At 63.9% G+C, this 20,738-nt stretch carries 20 protein-coding genes; 8 read left to right on the top strand and 12 right to left on the bottom strand.

Annotated elements, in window-relative coordinates:
- Positions 1-506: 506 nt before the first annotated feature.
- Positions 507-1,376: a metal-dependent hydrolase gene (locus tag WA965_RS21640; protein ID WP_526297720.1), complete on the bottom strand. Its 870-nt coding sequence runs from the start codon at positions 1,374-1,376 to the stop codon at positions 507-509.
- 77 nt (positions 1,377-1,453) lie between these two features.
- On the opposite strand from WA965_RS21640, the gene WA965_RS21635 reads away from it, so the two are divergent.
- From WA965_RS21635 to WA965_RS21620, 4 genes are all read left to right on the top strand, one after another.
- Positions 1,454-2,149: a TetR/AcrR family transcriptional regulator gene (locus WA965_RS21635; protein WP_526297722.1), complete on the top strand. Its 696-nt coding sequence runs from the start codon at positions 1,454-1,456 to the stop codon at positions 2,147-2,149.
- Positions 2,150-2,384: 235 nt separating this feature from the next.
- On the top strand, positions 2,385-5,453 hold the full coding sequence (locus tag WA965_RS21630; RefSeq protein WP_526448056.1) for an MMPL/RND family transporter: 3,069 nt from the start codon (positions 2,385-2,387) through the stop codon (positions 5,451-5,453).
- Positions 5,454-5,513: 60 nt separating this feature from the next.
- Positions 5,514-6,077, top strand: coding sequence for a TetR/AcrR family transcriptional regulator (locus tag WA965_RS21625; protein ID WP_526297726.1), 564 nt, complete (start codon positions 5,514-5,516; stop codon positions 6,075-6,077).
- A gap of 637 nt (positions 6,078-6,714) precedes the next feature.
- On the top strand, positions 6,715-7,950 hold the full coding sequence (locus WA965_RS21620) for a cytochrome P450 (RefSeq protein ID WP_526297728.1): 1,236 nt from the start codon (positions 6,715-6,717) through the stop codon (positions 7,948-7,950).
- An 865-nt stretch (positions 7,951-8,815) separates the two neighbouring features.
- On the opposite strand, the gene WA965_RS21615 is transcribed toward WA965_RS21620, so the two are convergent.
- The 3 genes from WA965_RS21615 to WA965_RS21605 all read right to left on the bottom strand — a co-directional run bounded on the left by WA965_RS21615 (position 8,816) and on the right by WA965_RS21605 (position 11,831).
- Positions 8,816-9,499, bottom strand: coding sequence for a TetR/AcrR family transcriptional regulator (locus tag WA965_RS21615; RefSeq protein ID WP_526297730.1), 684 nt, complete (start codon positions 9,497-9,499; stop codon positions 8,816-8,818).
- Between the two features lie 124 nt (positions 9,500-9,623).
- Positions 9,624-10,058, bottom strand: coding sequence for a DUF6188 family protein (locus tag WA965_RS21610; RefSeq protein ID WP_526297732.1), 435 nt, complete (start codon positions 10,056-10,058; stop codon positions 9,624-9,626).
- A 240-nt stretch (positions 10,059-10,298) separates the two neighbouring features.
- Entirely contained in the window at positions 10,299-11,831 is a 1,533-nt protein-coding gene (locus WA965_RS21605; RefSeq protein ID WP_526448057.1) for an MFS transporter, read from the bottom strand.
- 587 nt (positions 11,832-12,418) lie between these two features.
- Between WA965_RS21605 and WA965_RS21600 the strand changes: the two genes are divergently transcribed.
- The 3 genes from WA965_RS21600 to WA965_RS21590 are packed head-to-tail and all read left to right on the top strand — an operon-like array spanning position 12,419 to position 14,832.
- The gene (locus WA965_RS21600) at positions 12,419-12,703 is read left to right on the top strand and encodes a type VII secretion target (protein ID WP_526297253.1); all 285 of its coding nucleotides are present in this window, start codon (positions 12,419-12,421) and stop codon (positions 12,701-12,703) included.
- Positions 12,704-12,706: 3 nt separating this feature from the next.
- Entirely contained in the window at positions 12,707-14,077 is a 1,371-nt protein-coding gene (locus tag WA965_RS21595; RefSeq protein ID WP_526297255.1) for a hypothetical protein, read from the top strand.
- A 23-nt stretch (positions 14,078-14,100) separates the two neighbouring features.
- Positions 14,101-14,832, top strand: coding sequence for a hypothetical protein (locus WA965_RS21590; RefSeq protein ID WP_526297257.1), 732 nt, complete (start codon positions 14,101-14,103; stop codon positions 14,830-14,832).
- A 14-nt stretch (positions 14,833-14,846) separates the two neighbouring features.
- On the opposite strand, the gene WA965_RS21585 is transcribed toward WA965_RS21590, so the two are convergent.
- The gene (locus WA965_RS21585) at positions 14,847-15,653 is read right to left on the bottom strand and encodes an ESX secretion-associated protein EspG (RefSeq protein WP_526297259.1); all 807 of its coding nucleotides are present in this window, start codon (positions 15,651-15,653) and stop codon (positions 14,847-14,849) included.
- 124 nt (positions 15,654-15,777) lie between these two features.
- Between WA965_RS21585 and WA965_RS21580 the strand changes: the two genes are divergently transcribed.
- Positions 15,778-16,704 carry a phosphatase PAP2 family protein gene (locus tag WA965_RS21580; protein ID WP_526297261.1) on the top strand — a complete coding sequence of 309 codons (927 nt, stop codon included), beginning with the start codon at positions 15,778-15,780 and terminating at the stop codon, positions 16,702-16,704.
- Between the two features lie 6 nt (positions 16,705-16,710).
- Here WA965_RS21580 and WA965_RS21575 read toward each other — a convergent pair whose 3' ends face one another.
- The 7 genes from WA965_RS21575 to WA965_RS21545 all read right to left on the bottom strand — a co-directional run bounded on the left by WA965_RS21575 (position 16,711) and on the right by WA965_RS21545 (position 20,388).
- Positions 16,711-17,355 carry a DUF5671 domain-containing protein gene (locus tag WA965_RS21575; protein WP_526297263.1) on the bottom strand — a complete coding sequence of 215 codons (645 nt, stop codon included), beginning with the start codon at positions 17,353-17,355 and terminating at the stop codon, positions 16,711-16,713.
- A complete protein-coding gene (locus WA965_RS21570) occupies positions 17,352-17,765 on the bottom strand; it encodes a DUF5671 domain-containing protein (RefSeq protein WP_526297265.1) in 414 nt (137 codons plus the stop codon). The genes WA965_RS21575 and WA965_RS21570 overlap by 4 nt, the downstream gene beginning before the upstream one ends.
- A 375-nt stretch (positions 17,766-18,140) precedes the next feature.
- On the bottom strand, positions 18,141-18,323 hold the full coding sequence (locus tag WA965_RS21565; RefSeq protein ID WP_526448055.1) for a hypothetical protein: 183 nt from the start codon (positions 18,321-18,323) through the stop codon (positions 18,141-18,143).
- Positions 18,324-18,558: 235 nt separating this feature from the next.
- A complete protein-coding gene (locus WA965_RS21560) occupies positions 18,559-18,879 on the bottom strand; it encodes a DMT family transporter (protein ID WP_526448054.1) in 321 nt (106 codons plus the stop codon).
- Positions 18,880-18,884: 5 nt separating this feature from the next.
- On the bottom strand, positions 18,885-19,223 hold the full coding sequence (locus WA965_RS21555) for a DMT family transporter (RefSeq protein WP_526297271.1): 339 nt from the start codon (positions 19,221-19,223) through the stop codon (positions 18,885-18,887).
- A gap of 27 nt (positions 19,224-19,250) precedes the next feature.
- The gene (locus WA965_RS21550) at positions 19,251-19,391 is read right to left on the bottom strand and encodes a hypothetical protein (protein WP_526297273.1); all 141 of its coding nucleotides are present in this window, start codon (positions 19,389-19,391) and stop codon (positions 19,251-19,253) included.
- Positions 19,392-19,401: 10 nt separating this feature from the next.
- Positions 19,402-20,388 carry an LLM class F420-dependent oxidoreductase gene (locus WA965_RS21545; RefSeq protein ID WP_526297275.1) on the bottom strand — a complete coding sequence of 329 codons (987 nt, stop codon included), beginning with the start codon at positions 20,386-20,388 and terminating at the stop codon, positions 19,402-19,404.
- Between the last annotated feature and the right edge of the window lie 350 nt (positions 20,389-20,738).

Below are 20,738 nucleotides of genomic sequence, written 5' to 3'. Positions count from 1 at the left end.
CAGCAAATCCAGAGCCGACCAGAACTCACCCACCGAACAGGAGGCCACGCCGGCGGCACTGACCGCCTGAACCATCACAACGAAGAATCACACGACGACGTCGCACACCACGTCCCTGGACTTGACCCGTGCGTCCGTACTTTCCGGAGGGTCCTGATCTCTCCCGGCACAGCCACAACAAACTAGCCGGCGTTGAACTCGAACTCAACAACCGCCCTCAAGCCATCCTCAACGGACCGTCCTGCGCCGAAGTCTTCCCTGCCTTGCTACCGCGACCACGGTCCAAATGGTGCAATGACCGCCGGAAACCGCCCCGTCGTCAAATGCACCCCCTTGTGTCCAGATTTGCCCAGGAAGTCTTCGGACGCTGAAGGGAAGGCGGTGGTGGCCCTTCGACTCGCATCAGCGGATTGCCGTAACGCCTGATGCAGCAACGGCGCACCGCACTTCGTGTGAAGGGGTGTTCTTATCTCATATGGCCGGCGTGACCACCATCTCTTGTCGTCCTATACGTTGCTCCGTAGCTGTTGGCCGCCGTCGGCATCAAAGAGTTCTTTGGTCCAGCGTTCGAGGATCTCCGCGCTGTCCCAATCATCGGGATGGAATCCGGCACGGGTGTAGGAACGGAAGCGCTCAATTGCCGCTCGGCTGAACAGCGGGTTATGACGGAAGGCTCGAAGGCTGCGCACCAACCGAACCGGGTTGTAGGCGGCACGGTCGCCTGCCAGAGAGCGGGTGGTCTGGATGAACAACTCCGCGAACAAGAGGGCTGTGGCGAATCGCATTCCCCTCACTCTGGTGCGTTCGCTTCCACCGATCGCCTGGAATACATCGTAAGCGACGGCCTTGTGCTCGGATTCTTCCACTGCGTGCCATAGCAGAATCGGCCGCACCTCGGTGTTCCCGATGAGTGCTTGAGCTTCTTCGCTGGTGAGAATGATCTCGGCGAATGTCGCGGTGTAGTGCTCAAGGGCGGCCGTCACAGCAAGGTTCATCTCCGAAGAAAACCGAGGCTCAAGCCGCTTAAGCAACTTCGTGATGTGCCGATCGATCCCCTCGGTCGGATAGCCCATATCCTGGAGCCTCTGGTTGAGCAGGCTATGCTGGTGCCGGTGGGTGGCCTCCTGCGCAATGAAGCCCTTGACCGCCGCCTTCAAGTCAGCGTCGCTGATCTGGTCCCGGTAGTGGCGGACTGACCGGATGAAGAAATCCTCCCCTTCGGGGAAAGTGGCCGACAAGGTAGAGACGAAGTGACTCATCACCAAGTCACCGTCGACGAAGTGCTGACGTTTGGTCCCAGCAGGCATATCAAAGCGAACACGGCGAGGCTTCGGCACGATTCGCGTGGTGGGCAGTGTGGACGACTCGTCGCTCATGTTGCTCTCCTGTTGTCATGGGTAACTGCAGATTCTGACTTTACGCCTAGTCAGAATTAGATGGCAAGCTACACGTTGTGCGATCGGCCCGGGTGTATAACGGATTGTCCGCCGAGGAGCGTCACCGGAACAGGCGTACGAGTCTCATCGAGGCCGCGATGGAATTGATCGGCACGCATGGCGTTGCCGCCGTCACGGTGACTGCCGTCTGCGCTGAGTCCGGTATCACGTCACGCTACTTCTACCAGCATTTCCCCGATAGAGACGCACTCCTGCGGGCCGTCTACCAGCAGCTCTATACCAGCTTCCAGGAGGTGATAGTCGACGCCATTCCCGATGCCGGCGTCCCACCCGAGGTGCTCGCATATGCGCCGATCCGCGGGCTGGTCAGCATGATCGACAATGACCCTCGGCTGGGTCGGATCCTGTTCGTGGAATCTGCAACCGAGCCGCTGCTCCGCGAGCTACGCAGCAGAATGATGACCGGTTTCACCGATCTCGTGTTGCATGAGGCCAGACTTCACCTCGACATCGCCGACTCCGCAGTGGGCGTTGCCCATTTGACCTCGACCTTGGGTGTGGGGGGGTTATTCGAAGTCTTGCGCCGCTGGCTCGACGGAGAACTGGAGTTCACCACCGATGAACTCGTTCAGCACTGCGCAGGTTTCCTGGGTAGCCTCGGCACTTACGTGCTGCTGCAGAACACGGCCGAGTCGGCCACAACCGAAGCCCGACCTCGAGGAGCTTCTCGCCGCAGCAGCGGCACGACCTGAACGACACTCACAGCCCTTGTCCTCGACTACACAGCGTTCGGCCTGGAATTTCAGAAAGCCAACGGGTGTCAACCATTTGCTGGTGGCTGTGACCGGCGGCCTGCGCAGGAGTCGATGGCGGCCGCCTGCCCCTGCCAGCCGCGGATTGCGCGGCGGGCGATTACGAGGCTGTCACCACTTGCACTACATCGGGTAGCGTAGCGATACCGAGAGTATCGCTATCAGTGGAGGCCAGGTGACGGACGGCAGCGCAAAATCCCCAATCCGTGCTGCGCGCCCTCACCGACGCGCCAACAACTCCACCGACCCGGCACGCAATCGCGAGTACAGTGCTCGACTGGCCGTGCTAGCCCGGTTCACGCTCCGACACAAGGCGCTGGTCATCGGGGTATGGCTAGGCGCCGCAGTGGTTCTCGCGCTGCTGTTCCCCCAGCTGGAAACCGTGGTGCGCCAACAGTCGGTGGACCTCATTCCCCGTGATGCGCCGTCGTTGCAGACGGTAGAACGCATGAGCGCCGCCTTCGGCGAAGAAGGCTCAAAAACTGTCGTGTTCGTCGCCATGGAAGATCCCAATGGCTTGACTCCGACTGCCCGGCAGGGCTACAGCGAACTCGTGCGCCGGCTGCAGGCCGAAAGTGACCACGTCCTTCTGGTGCAGGACCTACTGTCCGATCCGATTACCGAAGCCCATGCAGTCAGCGCCGACCGCAAAGCCTGGTATCTGCCTGTCGGGGTCACCGGCACCCTCGGAGACCCCGACGCCGCCGAATCAGTGAACGCAGTGCGCGACATCGCAGCGGAGGTGTTCACCGGCTCGACCACGACCGTCCAAGTGACGGGACCACCGGCGACCTTCAGCGACATGATCGCCTCCGCCGAGCACGACCTGCTGCTGATCTCCATCGCCACCGCAGGCATGATCGCGCTGATCCTGCTGATCGTCTACCGGTCGGTTTTCACCGCGCTGTTGCCGCTCCTGGTAATCGGGTTGAGCCTGGCAGTCGGGCGCGGTGTGCTGTCTGTCCTCGGCGAGTTGGGCATGCCGGTCTCCCAGTTCACCGTCGCATTCATGACCGCGATCCTGCTCGGCGCCGGAACCGACTACACCGTATTTCTGATCAGCCGTTACCACGAACAGCGCCGCGCCGAAGTACCCGCCGATCAGGCCATCATCCATGCCACCGCCAGCATCGGGCGCGTCATCCTCGCGTCCGCCGCCACCGTCGCACTCGCATTCCTGGCCATGGTCTTCGCGCGGCTCAGCGTCTTCGCCGCCCTGGGCCCCGCATGTGCCATCGCCGTGCTCTTCGGATTCCTGGCCACCGTCACCCTGCTGCCACCCGTGCTGTCGCTCGCCGCCAAACGCGGCATCGGTGAACCCAAACCCGATCGCACCCGCCGCTACTGGAACAGCGTCGCCGTCGCCGTGGTCCGCCGTCCGGTGCCACTACTGATCGTCAGCCTGGTCGTTCTGCTCGCGCTGTCCGCAGCGGCCGCAACCATCAAGATCAGCTACGACGACCGCAAGGGCCAACCAGCCACCACGGCCAGCAACCAGGGCTACCAACTGCTGGACCGCCACTTCCGCAAAGATGTCGTCATCACCGAGTTCCTCGTCGTCGAAAATTCCACCGACATGCGAACCGGGAAAGGACTGGCCGATCTCGACGAAATGGCCTCCCGCGTGTCTCAGATCCCCGGCGTCACCAAGGTCTCCGGAGTCACCCGCCCGACTGGGGAGCGCCTCGACCAAGCAGAACTGGCCTGGCAGAACGGCCAGATCGGCGACAAGATGGCCGGCGCGGTCGCCGAAGGCAACTCCCGCAGAGACGACCTCACCAAACTCACCAATGGCGCCGATCAACTCGCCGACGGCCTTGCCCAGCTCGACAGCACCGTGCGCACCGCCCTCACGCCACTGGCCGGCATCCTCACCCAAGCCCAATCCGCGGGAAGCCAAGTCAACCAGTTCCGCCCTCTACTGCAGCAACTTTCCGCCACAGCCCCCGCCGTCGATCAAGCCATCCAATCCGGCCCAGGACTACGACCACTGGCCGACCAAGCGCAAAACGCGATCACACTGCTCGACCCGCTCGTCGGCGCCCTCAACACCTCACCGTGGTGTGCCACCACCCCACAATGCGCCCAAATCCGCGACCAGGTGAAGATCCTGGTTACCTTGCGCGACAGCGGATTCTTCAACCAGATCGCCGACCTCGGCGACCGCTACGATCCCGCCACCAACGCCACCGTGACCGGCACCCTCGCCAACGTCCAAAACGCAGTCACCTCACTGGACAAGGCATTCGGTGCCCTCGGAAACCCCGCCGATGTGGCCGCCAACCTCCGCCGGCTCCAGGACGGAATCGGCCAGCTCGCTTCCGGCGCCCACGCACTCGCCACCGGTGTTCGCACCCTCGCCGACAGCAACATCGAAATGCTTTCTGGCATGAGCCAGATCGCCACCCAACTGCGAAATTCTGCACGCGCAGCAGCGGACTCCGACTCCTCGAGCGGCTTCTACCTGCCCCCCAACGCATTCGAGAACCGACAGTTCACGGACGTCGCCAAACAATTCCTCTCATCTGACGGCAAGACCGCGCGCTTCATGATCGAAACCAGCAACGACCCATACAGCGTCGAAGCCATGGACCTCGCCAACCACATCACCGACATCGCCAACACCGCGCGACCCAACACCTCACTGGAACAAGCCACCATCTCAGTCGCCGGCTTCCCCGCTGTGAACTCCGATATCCAACGATTCCTGCGGGCCGATTTTGCACAATTGGCCATCGCCACCACGATCATCGTCGGCGTCATCCTGGTCCTGCTGTTGCGCGCTCTCCTGGCACCGGTCTACCTGTTGGGCACGGTTCTGCTCAACTACCTCGCATCACTGGGCATCGGCGTGGTGGTCTTCCAATGGGTACTTGGCCAAGAGATCGCCTGGCCCGTACCACTGTTGGCGTTCATCATCCTCGTCGCCGTCGGCGCCGACTACAACATGCTGCTCGTCTCACGACTCCGTGAAGAGTCCGGGCGCAACATCCGCGTCGGCGTCCTGCGCACCGTCGCAAACACCGGAGCCGTCATCACCTCAGCAGGCGTGATCTTCGCCGCCAGCATGTTCGGTCTCATGGTCGGCTCAATCGCCATCATGATCCAAGCCGGCATCATCATCGGCTTCGGACTACTGCTCGACACCTTCCTGGTGCGCACCCTCACCGTTCCCGCCATCGCCACACTCCTACGCGAAGCCAGCTGGTGGCCCACCAAAGCAACGCGGACCCCACTTACCTGACAACGCCGCACAGCGAGCATGACCAACGCAACGATGTCCAGCATCGGAAGGTGTTTCGAGGTGACAACCAACGACTGGCTACTCGAGCAGCCAAGAGCGACCGCTGCAACTGAGAGGATTCTCCAAGCGGCCGCGCGTTTGATCGGACGCCGAGGCTTCGATGATTTCTCCATCCTCGAACTCGCCGCGTTGGTCCACTGTTCGCCGGCGACAATCTACCGTCACGCGGGCGGGAAAGCCGCGATATGCGAAGCAGTCATCGTGAGGCTGTCGTCGCATGTCGTAACCGCCGTCGACGACGCGATCTGCGATTTGACAGGACACGAGCGGATCGTCGTCGCCGTCAGCGCAGGCCTTCACCACCTTCGCACGGAACACGTTATCCAACAACTGCTCCGGTCATCGAATCCGAAGACCCGGCGATGGATTGAGACCTCGCCGATCGTCGCCGGCATCGCGACAAGTCTGATCGGCTCAGACCCTCACGACGAGGCCGCCGCTCAATGGTTGGTGCGCGCAGTGCTTGCGCTGTGGCACTGGCCGGCGAGCGATCCTGGTATAGAACGTGAGATCGTGGAGCGGTTCCTCGGGCCAGTGTTGAGAACCCAGAACGCGTGCTCTTAAGCATTGAGGTGGCTGTAGCAGGGCGATTCCAATGAACGTCGCAACGGGACGGATTGCCGCATAGCTGGGTGACGATTCTGCCGGAAACAAATGTAACACCTCAACATCTCACCGTGACTGAAGCAACTTTCGCACTGAGTATCAGGACGCGCTGCTGCACGTATCGCAGACTCGGGGGAGGGGACAACTGGGGGTGCTTCGTTCCGCGGCCATCCATGCCGAGGCTTCGGAACTCGCCGAGTGGGTCGATAATTGGGACAAGCTCTTGGTGCGACCGAATGTTCCAGTGTGACGGTGCCCGCGGCTCGAGAGTACTGAGCATTCGTCCATGTGGTTCTGATCAGGCTGGTGGAAGATTCTCTGAGTGAGAATTCATATGCCCTTCAAGCGGTGATATCAGCATTTCACGGCTCTACACTGAGAATTTGGAGCCGCCGATGGAAGGCGGTTTCCTCTCAACAGTTGCCCCACCATTGACGCGATGACGGGTGATTGGCCAGCCTTGAGTTCATGACGAATGTTCGCAGCAATCGTGAGCACCAACCGGCGGCGACATTCGCGCGGACCACCGATGGTTAGATTGCGCCCCGAGAGCCTCGTCCGGCAGATCGGATCGCCGGTGGTGAGGGCTATCGGAATGAACATTGCTGCGTCCGCGCGGGTCCGGCGCCGCGGCTACGCAGGATGGACCGGCGCGGTTAATACCGATTACGATCCACTCGACCCAGCGACCGCGGCGCAGCCATTCGATGCCTATCGCGCGCTGCACGTCGGGGGGCGAGTGCACTACAACCCCAGACGTGCGACTTGGATTCTGAGCCGACACGAAGACATACGAGCAGCCTTGCGCGACACCGAGGCGATCACCAGTACCCTAGGCGTCACCAGGATGAAAATCTCGGCACCGATCCTGGTGCTGACTGACGGCGATGACCACGCCCGCCTGCGCAGACAGGTACAACCTGGATTCACCAAGGGCGCCATGAGCGAATGGCAGGCGATGGCAAACCGACTCGCCGAAGAGCTCGTCGCAGACGTTGTCGCCCATCCCGGTTGCGACGTGATGGAGCGCCTCGCGATGCCTTTGCCCATCCGAATGATCGCGCACATAATCGGGATTCCTCCCGAAGATGTCGAGAACTTCCGATCGTGGTCCGAACGCGGTGTCGGCATCATCAACGCTGCCGTCACCCCCGCCGGGTTACGGCACGCGTTCAGGGGGATTCGCGCGATTGCCGCCCTGCGGCGGTACTTCAAGGATCAGTTGGCCTCCGGCAGGCTCAAAGGTGCGGATACCGTCCTGGGTCGGCTCGTCGATAGCGCCGAGGACGGCATGCTCTCCGACGACGAACTCTTTTTCATCGCGATGCTGCTGCTGTTCGCTGGGAACGAAACCACCACGAACCTCATCGGCGGCATGTTCGATACACTCGCCCACTCCCCCGATCAGTTCGCCATGATCCGCGACAATCCCGACCTGATCCCTAGCGCCGTAGAGGAACAACTGCGCTACTCGACACCTATCCAAAACCTCTACCGTTACACCCGCACCGACTACAAAGTCGGCGAGGTGACCATCCCCAGTGGGTCTCGGCTCTTGTTGGCATTCGGTGCCGCAAACCGCGACCCAGAGGTTTTCGAGGATCCCGACAGTTACCGCGCTGACCGAAACCCGCGCAACCACATCGCGTTCGGCTACGGCGCCCACATGTGTATCGGAGCAACCCTCACTCGCGTTGAGGGTCACGCGGTTCTTCGCGAACTCGCCTCCCAAGCCTCGGCCATCACAGCGGCCGGTACGGCCACCTGGTCAACCAACAGCTCACTTCGCGGCCCCACCCGCCTGCCGATTCGACTGACACCTGCCCGATGAACAGACGAGCTTTGATTAAAAGCTGTGGATGAGCCCGGGCAAGGCGGCGCGAAAGTGGGCGCACCTTCCCGAAGAAGATCATCACGGAAACAAGCTCTCGCCACTGAAGGTGCAGTCGTTGGCCGTCGGGGACGTTCCGCTGCGGTTCTGGAGGGCCTCCAGGAAGGTGTTTCCGGCTACCCGCGAGCAGCGGTACCGGTTCCACCGCCAGCCGACATCCCTGATGTGCCCGCGAATTCGGCGCATTCGGGCGCATTGGCGGCGATGCGGGAGATCTACAATTGGATCGTGGGGGCGGTTGCCCTGGTCGACACCACGTCGCGGATGGAATTTCAAGGTGGTCGTCGCCTCGACGACGCCGCGGATGAGCTTGCTGCGTATAGCCCTTATCGCGCGCGACCTGACAACGTCAATGGCCTGCGCAAAGTGCTACTGCAACGCGACGACGACCACTGGGTCTGGAGAGGGGCCCGGCGTCCGTTCAGCCCCGCTTCGACTTCCTGCGCGGTGAGACGACGGGGGAACCCGAGCAGTTCGACGCGATCAGCCATCTGCTCATCGACAGAGCCAGGCGTGTCACCGTGACAACACTTCTCGTGCGCGGTCGCTTCTCCGACGTGGTCTCCCACGCCACTGTTGACGAGTTCAAAGCTTCCCCGAGACTGTCGACGTGTAGCCGGCGCCGGTCACATGATTGCCGGCGAAGACCACGACGCCTTCTACCGCCGCCGTCACCGATTTCCTCGACCGCTGCAGCCTCTAGCCTCTGCACCCGCGGGAAATCAGGTCCGGGAGACCAGATCGGCTACGACTGCGGTTCCGCTTAGGCGGATTACAGCAGCGCTCAGGTGTAAACCCGACAGGACTACTTCCCCGTCAATTGCGCTTTGCCTGTTCCACTGGTGATGGGCTCCCCACCTGCGTTTTGCAGCAACACGTAGCTGCCGAGGCTGCCTAGAAACCCTGCACAGTGCTCAACGAGTTCGTCAGTAGTAAAGGTCAGCTCGCCGTCGAGCCGTCGGCGAAGAATCTCGAATAGCCCTCCGACCCCCAACGTCGAAGCCAAGTGGGCGACACCTACCCCAGCATCGGCGATTTCTAGGTGAAGCCTGGCCTCTCGCAACACGAGGTCGGTGAATCCGGCCATCATTTCGCTCCGCAACTCCCTGAGCAGTGGCTCGGTGGCGGATTCCACAAACACTATCCTGGCCAACCGCGCGTCGTTGTCGATCATGTTGACGAGCGCGCGTAACGGGCCGTAAGCCAATGCTGCCGGTTGGGAGACGCCGTCGGGAATGGCTCGAATTACGACGTCATAGAAGGTTCCATAAACCTCCTGGTAGACCGCCCGCAGGAGCGCGTTCCGGTTAGAGAAATGTTGATAGAAGTAGCGCGAAGTGACTCCTGACTGCGCGCATACGGCAGTGACGGTGGTGGCGGCAGCGCCACCGGTACCGATCAGCTCCACAGCCGCATTCACAAGCCGTGTCCGCCGCTCTCGATGACGCTCTTCTGCAGACATCCCGCTGTACACCCGCTCGGAACGCATCATTCCAGCTTGCCACCCCAATCTGACCAGGATTAAAGTCAGATTGGGGTGGCGTCGGCTGCAGCGTTCATGCGCGTCCACGCAAGCTCGTGTACTCGACGCATGTCAGCCCTTGCGCGCCGCCTCACCGCACTGGGGCGGGAGACGCGGCAACGTAGTCATCCTCGGGTATGTCGTGGCGAACGACGCGAACCCTGCCACGAGGTAGGCAGGCCATGTAACCGTGACGCTTTCCGTACAACTCCCAGGCGGTGAAGCGATCATCGGCGGCCACCGTGACGCGGTACCCATTGGAAAACGCGACGTGCAGAGTGCCGTCGTCGTCACAACTGGCGTGCGTGCAGGTGCTGCCCGCGAAGTTCAACAGCGGACGCTGATGATTGGGCACATCATTAGGATCGATCATCACGTCTTCGGCCGGAAAGTTGCCTTCGCGTGGCAGCGTGAGTCGTAGTGGCCGAGTAATGACCAATTCGTTGTAGTCGTCGAGACTGAGCATGAGGCCTTCGTGAAGCCCGACGCGCTGGACCCTGCAGGATTCAATCCATTGCGTAAGCATGACGTTCCTTTCGGTATTCTCCGGTGCGTCCCCACAACGCTACCGAGAGTAGCGAAGCAATACCACTAGTCTCGTTAACGAGTTGGGGCGTCGGCATCATGGTCAAGGAGAAGCCAGACGGTGTGGTCGTGTCGTTGGTAGACCTCGTCGGTGGTGAAGCGCTGCTAGAACCCACGCGGTCAGATTGGCTAACCAAACAGCCTCAGTGAGCGCAGGCCTCGCGGCCGCTGTGCAAAACGCTTACCCCGTTCGAACTCTCGCGCTGCGGCCCGGTGACCACACCGCAAGAACGAGGGCGCCAGCAACGGTGACGATCGACAGGACGATCGCGCCCTGGCTGTAACCTTCCACGAACGCCGCCGTGGCCGTCTCGGCCAGCTGGCTGCCAGCCGGCCCCGACGACTCAGCGACCTCGAGGGCGGCGGCAAGAGAATCCGCGACCGGTTCCCGCGCAGGGTCCGGCAAGGTCCGCAGCACGGGCTCGATTCCGGAGGCGTAGCCAGCGGCCAGCACACTGCCGGCGACCGCAATGCCGACCGCGGCGCCAACCTCGCGCGCAGCGTCGTTGACCGCGGCCGCCACGCCGTGCTTCTCCACCGGCACTGCAGCGACCACCGCGGCCGTCGCCGGGGCGGTGCACAAACCCAACCCAGTGCCTAATAACAGCAGAGGCCACAAAAACTCGGCGTAGCCTGACGACGCACCTAGGCGACTCCCCAGAAACAGCCCGGCGGCGACGACAAGCAGCCCGGACACGGTCAGCAACCGCAGACCCCAGCGCTCCGCCAACCATGGCGCTGGCAGCGATATCCCGACAATCGGAACGATGATCGGCGCGAGGGCCAGCGCCGACGGGAGTGGGTCGTAGCCAGCGACGAGTTGCAGATACTGCACCAACAGCAGGAATACACCGAACAGCACCAAGAATTGCAACACAATCGATAAGGTCCCAGCGCCGAACCCCCGATCGGCGAACAGACGCAGGTCCAACAGCGGATGCTCTCGACGCAGCTCCACGACCACAAACGCCACCGTCGACGCGATACCAGCGACGAACAGTGCGATCACTAGCACATCCGACCAACCACGCTGCGGCGCCTCGGTTACCGCGACGACAAGCAGACCGATAGCGGCAACGACTACCACCGATCCGACGTAATCGATGGGCGGATGAGCGGACTGCCGAGACTCGGGCAAGGCGAGCGCAGCGACAAGCAATGCGACGCCGGCAACGGTCAACCCGACGAACACCGATTCCCACGACCAACGCTCCAACAACAACCCTGAGCACAGGACGCCCAGAATGCCGCCGGAACCGGCTACCCCAGCCCAGATTCCCACCGCACGTCCTCGCTGGTGTTCGGGAAACTCGGCGGTCAAGATTGACAGGGTCGACGGCATCACGAACGCAGCACCGACACCAGACGCTGTGCGCGCGGCGATGAGCCAGATCGGATCAGGCGTCAGCAAAGGCACCGTCGACGCCGCCGAAAACACCACCAATCCCGCGATCAAAACTCCGCGGCGACCGTAACGGTCCCCGACCGCGCCCGCCGGCAACACCAAGCATGCGACCGCCAGGGTGTAGCCATCCACCACCCAGGTGAGCTGGCTCTGGGTCGCCCCTGTCGCCGTCGCGATATCGGACAAGGATGTGTATAAGGCAGCCATCGAGCCAATGACCAGTGCCACCGCCAAACACGACACCACCAGCGTCCACAGCTGGCCCCGCGATAGAGCCGACAAGGGTCGTGTATGACCTTCGGACGACATCACATCCCAATCCAGAAAAGGTACGTACGGTTTCGCAACGATACTCTTGGTACCACATCGCGGTGAGTAGTACTGATCGGGCGGGTCTTACGACGTAACGGGGGGGCAATGAACGAGACGGGCGAGCCGTTTTACGGCGATGACGAGATCGATCCGCGCCTAGTCCTCGAGCATCCGGACCTCAACTGGCAGAAACCTGCTCCGCAGCTCCAGAGACGTCGGCCAAGAACGCGTACATTCCTTACGGTTGAACCTCGAAAACCCCACTCAGCGTTTCGAGGATGGTGCTGGGTGTCTGGCGGCATGTCCGGACAAAGTTTCCCGCAGCGAAGTTCGGCGCCGCATGCGCCGGCCAACACGCCCATTCCAGCAGCCATTACCGGTGAACACACCAACGTCATCAACTTCGCAGGTGGCGTGGTTCGGGACGAGAGGTCGTGGATTCGAGCCCCGCCCGCCGCCCCGACTCGTGCTGTGCAGAAGCCCTGATCCGTAGTTCGGTTCAGGGTTTCTTCTTTTTCCAACCCACCCGAGCGGTCGAAAATTGGTGCACAGCCGACTCCTCTGGCTGCACTAATCTGACGGCCATGGAAGTCGACCCGGAGATTCTGCGCGCCTTCGGCGGGCAGGTCGACAACGCCGCGGCGCTGATCCGCGAGGCCGACGTCGGGACCACGGTGGCCACCGCGGCCGACGGCTTGGACGGATCGACCACTCAGTGGGCGGCGCGACTCGTCGGTGCCCACGTCACCGAAATCGCCGGCCGGATCGCCACCGAGGTCAGCGACATGGGCACCGCAGTGCGCGGCGCCGGAAACAGCTACGAGGTGACCGACCACGAGCTTGCCGACAGCTTCGACGGAATCTTCTGACCCGTGCTGCCTTCGCGGTCCCGGCTGCAGCGCTGGAATCCCGATTCGCTGACCTTCACCGGACAAACGGTCGAGGACAGCGGCCGAGCCGTCGCCGAAGCGGTGACCATGCTGAGCACCAACATCGACACCATGCCCGAGACCAGAGCATGGTCCGGTGACGCACACACCGCGGCCACCAAGATGTTCGGACGCGCCGCGGATGCGGCGAGCGCCTTGGCGGCGTACACCAAGGCCGTCGGTGCGGCCTATCGGGACGGCGCCGGCACCATCGGTGAAGCGCGAACCGCATTGTTGAACAAGGCCGACGAGATCGACATGACCGGTCAATTGCACGTCAGCGATCAGTGGGTGGTCTTGATCACCGGTGCCGCGATGACCGCTGAGGAGGCGGCCGCGCTGGAGCGACGCGCGCAGGCCGAACAGATCACCGTCAACGGCCTGCTGCTGGCGGTGGGCGCTGCCGACGACGCCACCGCCGCCGCGGTGACCGCCGCTGCCAAGCCGCACGGGTTCGAAGCGCCCAACCTGGGTGGGCTGGACAACCTGCTGACGCCGGGCACGCAACAACCGGCTGACGATGTGCCCGATCCGTCGAGTCCTGTCGGCTTTCTGCAGCAGGCAATGCTGCGGGACACGGATATGGCGCAGACGATTCGCGACATCAAGGTGGAGACCCGGTACGACCCGGTGACGGGAGAGGAAATGTCCACGACGTCGACTTACGTCATGCAGGACGGCAGTACACGTGTCAGGACGGCGAGTGCGACTTCGGCGTTCACAGATCGCAGCCCAGCTATCACCGAATGGCAATTCGACAGGGACGGAAACCTGATTTCGGAGGCGAGTTCGGTGACCTTCAATGAGTTCGGTCATCACAGCTTGAGGAACTCGAAGGTGACCAGCCTGAAGGTGGCCGACGGCACGGTCACTACCCTGATCGAACGCCCCGACGGCCGCCGAACCGTCACCGTGACAACACCGGATGGTCGTCACGCAGATGTTCCATTGAACCTCCTCAATCACCCCATCTTGAGTACTGCCGGTGCCGGCTTCAGCGGATTGGAGTCCCAAGCGCAACGCGGCATCCCGATGCTCACCGAAGAGGCGACTGAACACATCCGTGTGGGTGCCAAGTACGGCGGTCCCGCCATCGGTATCACGACTGCCCTATGGGATGTAGCGGTCGCGGACTCCGAGTTCCAGCGATGCGTCGCGGCCGCGGAAGGAGCCACCTCGGTGGCATCGGGGACCCTCGGGGGCTTCGTCGCATCTCCGACTGGTCCCGGCGGTGTGTTCTTTGCGGCGCTTCTCGCAGGCAGCGGTGGCCAAGCTCTTGGCAACTGGATCGGCAACACGTTTTGTCCACGATGAGCACCTCCGCACGGCCCAACCTGATGCTTCTCGTCGCCCTGTTCGGGTGCGCTGCCGCCTTCATCGCCTGGTGGGTTGCTATCTGGTCCATGCGTGGGAGCTACCTCACCGCCGCCATCGCGTTCGGGATTGCTTTGTACAGTGCCGGTTTCGCCTTTCAGATGGCGTACGTCCTATGGGGTGCACCCACTCCCAGAACGGAATGCGGCGCGGAAGGCACCGTCATCCGAACGCAGAAGAGCGTCGGTCTGGTGTTCGTGGTGGGGTTCGCGGCCGGCGTCTCGGCGGCAGCACTCTATCTAGCCTTCTCGCCGTTCGGTTTCGTCGACTACACCCCGACCGGGGTCCTTCGAGTCGCTGTCCCGGCGTTCTGCGGTTTTCTCATAGTGTTCGGCGTGCCGACGCTGTATCGGGCCTTCAAGTTCGGCGCGGAAAGCCACCTGCGTCTCGACCAGAACGGATTCGAGGTGTGGAACGGCTACTGGGGCTCACTGGTACGCGGAAGCTGGACTGACATCGAGCAGATCATCGACCATCCGCTGCGTGGCCGTGGGGTCCGCCGCGAAGTGATTGTTTTCGTGCTACCCAAAGGCCGCAGCGCCATGCTGATGGCCGATGCCATCACCGGCAACAGCGATGCGTTACGGGAGTGGGTGCGGTTCTATTGGCGGCACCCCGACTACCGCGACGAGCTCGTCGACGCCCGCGGCCTGCAGCGTCTCGAAGACGAGAAGTTCACCGTCGAAGGACGTTGACTGCGCCCCTGCCCTCACCTCCGGCCGCGGCCCGCACGCGCGGCCTCCATGTCGTCTGCGATGAAACCTTCGATGAAGCTGCGCAGCAGGTCTTCGCTCAGCGGCTCGGCGTAGCCGTCGAACTCGTAGATGTAGTCGCCGTCGCCGCTGACCTGCACCCACTGCAGGATTCGACGCTGCGGGTCCGTACCCCACTGCCGCGCCGGTTCGTAACGGGTCTGAACCGTCCCGGTCGCCACGATCTCGCTGACGTCGAAGACGCGGGCAGGCAGTTCGTCGGGCTCGGCACGCCGGACAGGGAATCCGAGGTCGTCGTATTCTTCCAGCGCATCGGGCATCTTCGGCAGGTGATTGCCGCCTCCTGCCACCGCGATACGCGGGTGAGCACCCGCGCCGACCAGTCCCACCGATTCTGCAATCGCGGCCGCCAACGCATCCGGCGCCATCGGGTAGATGTCGACGACGTCGACACCGTCCCGGTCGCGGGTCTGCACCGCGACGAACCCGGCTTCGCCCGCACGCAACGCGTGCAGCCGCAACTCCGGCGCGTCCGCGTCGAAAGAATGCACCCGGCATTCCACGCAGACATCGCTTCGCACAAGGGCTTCCACCCATGATCGGACTCCGGGGAGGTCCCCACCGGCGAGTCGATCAGCGATCGGTTCGCCAGCTCTGCTGGCAAGCCACACCGACCCGACGGGTCGGCTACGTCCCAGCGGATAGGGCAGCATGTCCCGGCCGAACAGTGCACACGCCGACTCCAGGTCGACCACGGCCACGGTGTCCACCGGCATCTGAGCGAAGCTCAGCCCGAACGTCATAGACCCATTCTGCGGATGGCCACGCTCACTGCGGACAACCGGTGAGGGATACAGACTGCCGATACGCTCGGTCGAACGCTGGGGTTCGGTCCGGACCGGACGCACGAATAGGAGCTCTGTGGCGGTGACGAGGACGGAGAGGCGGGTGGCGCTCGACGGGGACGACCGGCTGCGTCGGGCCCGGCACCGGTGGACCGCCGTGCTCATCGCCGCTTTGCTGGTCGGCACCGTGGTCTACCTGCTGGCCGTGCAGACCACGACGGGCCAGCGGTTCGAGGACGCGGCGCTGCGCGGCGCCACCCAGGTCGACGCCGAGTTGCGCCAGGCGGCGCTGGACCAGTTCCACACCATCACGGTGACGTCGCAGTTGGCCGCGGCGGTGATCGTCGGAGTGATCGGGTTACTGCGTCGCCAGGTGTGGCTGGCCGTGGCCGGGGTGGGGGTGATCCTCGGCGGGCAGGCCGCCACCCAGGTGCTGAAGTACCACGTGCTGTCGCGCCCCGAACTGGTTGCGATCAACGGTACGTTCGCCGACAACACGCTGCCCAGCGGGCACACCACCGCGGCGATGTCGCTTCTGTTCGCAACGCTGATCGTGATGCCGTACCGGTTCCGCGGTGTGGCCATGTTCTTCACGCTCACCTGGGCGGTGGGCATCGGTGCCTACACCGTCATCATCAAGGCACACCGGCTCTCGGACACCCTGGCTGCCGACGCGGTGGCGCTCATCGTGGCCTGCGCCGCGTCGCACTTCCTGGCCCGCACCGGCCGGATCCGCGCGGTGATCTCCCCGTCGGCGACGCGCTACACACTTCGCACGGTGTTCGTCGTGCTGGTCGGCGCCGCCGGGTCGGCGAGCCTGGCACTGGGCGTGGTGCAGGTGCTGCGCGGGGCGTCAGCCCATCTGAACGACGAACCCGCCGAGTGGCATCTGTTTCTGGGTTCGCAGTGGCTGGCCGCCGCCGGTTCGGTGGCCGCCGCGCTGTTGTTCTGGTGGACCTGGCACCGACTCGAGAGCAAGCGTCGCGGCGACCCGGTCAGCACTCGTTAGAGCCGGTCAGCGTCTTTCTTTGTCTCCGGCTGTCAGCGTGAAGCACTCCGTACTCGCAGCATGCGTCCAGATCGAGTCGCGCACCAGGCCCTCGCCCGAGGGTTGCGCAAAATCGGCGCAGAGCTCGAACGTCTTGCCGGCGCCCGGCGAGTAGCGGTAGGGCGCGCGGGTCGACGGGTCGTCGAGCGGAATCGGCGTCGGCGACGCCGCACTCAACTCGCCGAGGCTCTGCGGCAGCTCCGAGTTCTGCTCGTAATAGCGGTCCACGCCGGCGGCGAGCGAACGCAGGTCCTCCACCCGCCGTTCGTCGATACGCCGGGCTGCTTGCTCGGACGGCGGCCCCATCAGCCACAGTCCAGCCCCCACCGCGGCCACGCTCGCCAGCACCGCGACGCCGAGGAACAGGGCCGGGACGGGCCGCCGCCCTGGCTGGGCGTCCCGCAGGTCCCAGAGGTAATAGCTCAGGATCAACCCGGCGACGACCGCCACAACCAGCACCTTGAGTAGGAACCGCGCCGTCGTACCGCCGGCGAGCACATACGCGACGAGCGTCACGAAGTCGCCGATGATGACGGCCACCGCCACGAACATCGCGAGGTAGGTGAACCAGCGGCGGATCGCCGACCCGCGCTCGGCCGGATCGCGCTTCAATGATCGGCCAACGAGCCACGAGGCGACGAGGAAGACCGGGAAGGGATGATGACGCGGGCCACCACCCACAGGACGCCCGGCACCCACATGTCCGGGCCGAGCGGCATCGCGGCCGGATCGTAGAACAGGTAGTCGATCAGCGTGAAGAAGAGCCCCACCACCGAGAACGCGGTGATCCCGAGGGCGGTGAAGAGCACCAGGTAGCGGAACGCCTCCCCCGCCGAGACCTGCAGAACCGGCCGGGGCACGGGGACCGGGAACGGGATCTCGGCGAAGCTCGCCAGGGCCTTCTTCACCTGTTCGGGCTGCCAGCCGGCATCGTGGAGCGCCTGCTCGATCTCCGGGCGCGGGATGTCGCGCTGCAGCGCTTCGCGTACGAAGCGGGTGAGTTCGTCTGACCGTGCCGCCATCAGGCACCGATGAATTCCGGCGAGCCATCCAAACAGCGGGCCAGCAGCGGCCGAACGCGGTGACCGGCGTCGAGCAGTGCCGATCGGGTCCGAGCCGCCGATTCCTGCCTGGTCATGCCACATGGTATCGCGGCGAACACCGGGTGCCGGCCACCCCCGCCGTATCGCGCTACGGTGTGTAATCGGTTGTACGCGAACCGATTTGTGGTCCCCCGGGCCTAGACCGCGACTCGGAGTGACCGCTGCAGGTCTGGCTTCATCTACAGCAACTGCTGACCCGGTATCTCCAGCGGTGGGTGCCGTGATCGGGGAAGTTGAACACCCGTTGTTCCGGTCCGCGGACAGGTTCCGGGCAGGCCGCCGATGTGTCGATCGTCAGGCCGCAGCATTAGTCCTGAGCTTGCCGCTTGTAAGCAGTTCGACGGCGCCGCCGGCGGCGATCCGGTTCAATAGTTGCTTTGGCCACCGAATTACTGGAGGGGAGATGCGATGCCAGACGAAGATCAACAAATGCTCACGGACGGCGAAGACATAGACCAAGACGGTTTTGGCCATCATTCTCACAAAACTGTGGGATCAGAGTTAACAACTGGTGTGAGCAGCGGCGACATGGCTCAGGGCGCGGCTGCGACCTCGGATGGCATTACTGCTGGGGGCGGGATGGAAATCGCGCCCACGGCGGCCCAGGGATCGGGGGCTTCCTCGGCGGACCCCCTCGAGGACGACCCGCCTCCACCGTGACCACATGCGAGGCGATGTCGTCGCGAATCGGCGTCGAGTAGCGAACAGAGTTTCAGTGTGCGGCGCCGAGTTCGACCAGCAGGACACCGACCATGATCAATCCGAGTCCGGCGACCATCCGGCGCGTCAACTGCTCACCGAACAGCACCCGTGATGCCAGGGCAGTCAGCGCGACCCCAGCCGCGGCCCAGATCCCGTAGGCGATGCCCAGCGGCATGCCCTGGCGCAGCGAACCGAGCAACATCGTGAAGGCGACGACGTAGCCCACCAGGACCACCGCGTAGAGCCGCGGCCGGCCGGTCGCGGCCACCCGCAACGTCAGCGTCGCGATGACCTCCGACAGGATCGCGCCGCACAACAGCACGTACTGCACTCGCCTCAGCCACCCTCAGACGGCGCCGCGGGATGCGAGCCGGTCTCGACCAGCAGCACCCCCGCGATGATGCAGACCAGGCCTGTTCCCATCGCGACGGTGAACGCCTCACCGAAGAAGATCGCCGAGAGCGTCGCCACCAGTGCCACGCCTGATGCTGCCCAGATGCCGTAGGCCACACCGATTCCCATGCCCCGCTTGAGCACAGCGGCAAGGAAGACGAACGATGCGAAGTAGCCCACCACCACCACGACGTACAGCGCCGGGACCGTGGCGGAACCCTTCAGCGACAGCGTCGCCGCCACTTCACACAGGATCGCGCAGGCCAGGAGAAGCCACGTCATGGCATACCTCTGCGTGTCACGCCGGCCTCAGGCTGTCGGCTCGCCTGCGTCCTCGTCGACGTCTGGGGTGTCCTTCCGACGGTCGGCTCCCTCGGCCTCGTCGGCCTTGGTGTTCTTCGAGGATGCCGAACCCTCTTCGTCGTCGTAGATACCTGAGCCTCGGGTCATTGAATTCCCCTCACTGCGAAGCGCTTCGGAGCTTGTCCAGTAGTGGGCCGGCCGCCTGTTCGAGGAACGCGTCCTGGCTGTCGCCGCCGACCTGCACCAGTGCAATGTCGGTAAAGCCCGCCTCCCAGTATTCACGCACCGATTCCACGATCGCGTCCAGGTCGGGACCGCAGGGGATCGACTCGGCGACATCCTCGGGTCGGACGAATTGGGTGGCGCCGTCGAAGCCGGCCGTGGTCGGCAGATCCGCGTTCACCGCCCAGCCACCGGCGAACCATCGGAACTGGTCGTGCGCGCGGGCCACGGCGGCGTCGCGGTCGGGATCCCAGCAGATCGGGATCTGACCGATCACCCGGACGTCGCCCGGAAGCCCAGTCCCCCGCCGGGTGTCGTGCCAGGAATCGACAAGATCCTTGTTCGGCTGAACGGCGATCAGGTGGTCGGCCAGTGGCGCGAACTCCTCGACGGAGCGGTCGCCCGAAACCGCCGCCGCGATGGCGATCGGTACCTCGGGGACGTCCCAGATCCGCGCAGAATCGACTTGGAAGTACTCACCTTTCCAGTCGACGATCTCCCCGGTCCACAGCTCGCGGATGATCTGGATGGCCTCCCGCAGCATGTCCTGACGCCGCGCCACCGTGGGCCAACCTGCGCCGACGACGTGCTCGTTGAGGTTCTCCCCACTGCCCAGGCCCAGCGTGAACCGGCCGTCGGCCAGGATCTGCAGGGTCGCCGCCTTCTGCGCGACCACGGCGGGGTGGTATCGGATGGTCGGGCAGGTGACGTAGGTCATCAGTTCCACCCGTTCGGTGGCGTGTGCGACCGCTCCCAGAACTGACCATGCGTAGGGCGCATGCCCCTGCGACGACAGCCAGGGGAAGTAGTGGTCGCTGGACACTTCGAAGTCGAAACCGACTTCTTCTGCCGAAATCGCATAGCGGACAAGCTCTTTGGGCCCACTCTGTTCGGTCATGAGGGTATAGCCGAAACGCGTCATGGGCGTCGGATACCCGAGCCTCCCAGTCCGAAACGATGACGCCGCCCACGGCGCCGCCGACCTGATCTGACGCACATGTCCCGCTCGCGGGCCACCGGTGGTCGGCGTGATCCCGGTGATCACCGGGGGTGGCGGAACGTCAGGCGTGCGTCTGGAGTGACTGACGTTGTCAATTCCGGCGGTGATCGACAGGATGGTGATCATGACCTCAAACGTGGGCGGCTTCGGTCCGGCGGGGACTCCTCCCCCCAGTGGCCCGCCCACCGGTCATCCCCCACCCGGATACCCGGGCTACCCGCCGGCAGGTTATAGACCGCCGCCGGGCTACGGGCCGCCGCCCGGTTACGGGC

Origin of the sequence: Mycobacterium sp., assembly GCF_049683935.1 — a bacterium.
GTDB lineage: Bacteria > Actinomycetota > Actinomycetes > Mycobacteriales > Mycobacteriaceae > Mycobacterium.
The sequence above is the reverse complement of the archived record's forward strand: the minus strand, read 5'-3'. Positions and strand labels throughout refer to the sequence as shown.

Excerpts from the sequence above, each read along its gene's own strand:
- WA965_RS21545 (WP_526297275.1), bottom strand. The coding sequence starts at position 20,388 with ATGACGCGTTTCGGCTATACCCTCATGACCGAACAGAGTGGGCCCAAA.
- WA965_RS21605 (WP_526448057.1), bottom strand. The coding sequence starts at position 11,831 with ATGTCGTCCGAAGGTCATACACGACCCTTGTCGGCTCTATCGCGGGGC.
- WA965_RS21555 (WP_526297271.1), bottom strand. The coding sequence starts at position 19,223 with ATGACGTGGCTTCTCCTGGCCTGCGCGATCCTGTGTGAAGTGGCGGCG.
- WA965_RS21600 (WP_526297253.1), top strand. The coding sequence starts at position 12,419 with ATGGAAGTCGACCCGGAGATTCTGCGCGCCTTCGGCGGGCAGGTCGAC.
- WA965_RS21640 (WP_526297720.1), bottom strand. The coding sequence starts at position 1,376 with ATGAGCGACGAGTCGTCCACACTGCCCACCACGCGAATCGTGCCGAAG.
- WA965_RS21550 (WP_526297273.1), bottom strand. The coding sequence starts at position 19,391 with ATGACCCGAGGCTCAGGTATCTACGACGACGAAGAGGGTTCGGCATCC.
- WA965_RS21610 (WP_526297732.1), bottom strand. The coding sequence starts at position 10,058 with ATGCTTACGCAATGGATTGAATCCTGCAGGGTCCAGCGCGTCGGGCTT.
- WA965_RS21570 (WP_526297265.1), bottom strand. The coding sequence starts at position 17,765 with ATGGCGGCACGGTCAGACGAACTCACCCGCTTCGTACGCGAAGCGCTG.
- WA965_RS21615 (WP_526297730.1), bottom strand. The coding sequence starts at position 9,499 with ATGCGTTCCGAGCGGGTGTACAGCGGGATGTCTGCAGAAGAGCGTCAT.
- WA965_RS21620 (WP_526297728.1), top strand. The coding sequence starts at position 6,715 with ATGAACATTGCTGCGTCCGCGCGGGTCCGGCGCCGCGGCTACGCAGGA.
- WA965_RS21565 (WP_526448055.1), bottom strand. The coding sequence starts at position 18,323 with ATGATGGCCAAAACCGTCTTGGTCTATGTCTTCGCCGTCCGTGAGCAT.
- WA965_RS21590 (WP_526297257.1), top strand. The coding sequence starts at position 14,101 with ATGCTTCTCGTCGCCCTGTTCGGGTGCGCTGCCGCCTTCATCGCCTGG.
- WA965_RS21585 (WP_526297259.1), bottom strand. The coding sequence starts at position 15,653 with ATGACGTTCGGGCTGAGCTTCGCTCAGATGCCGGTGGACACCGTGGCC.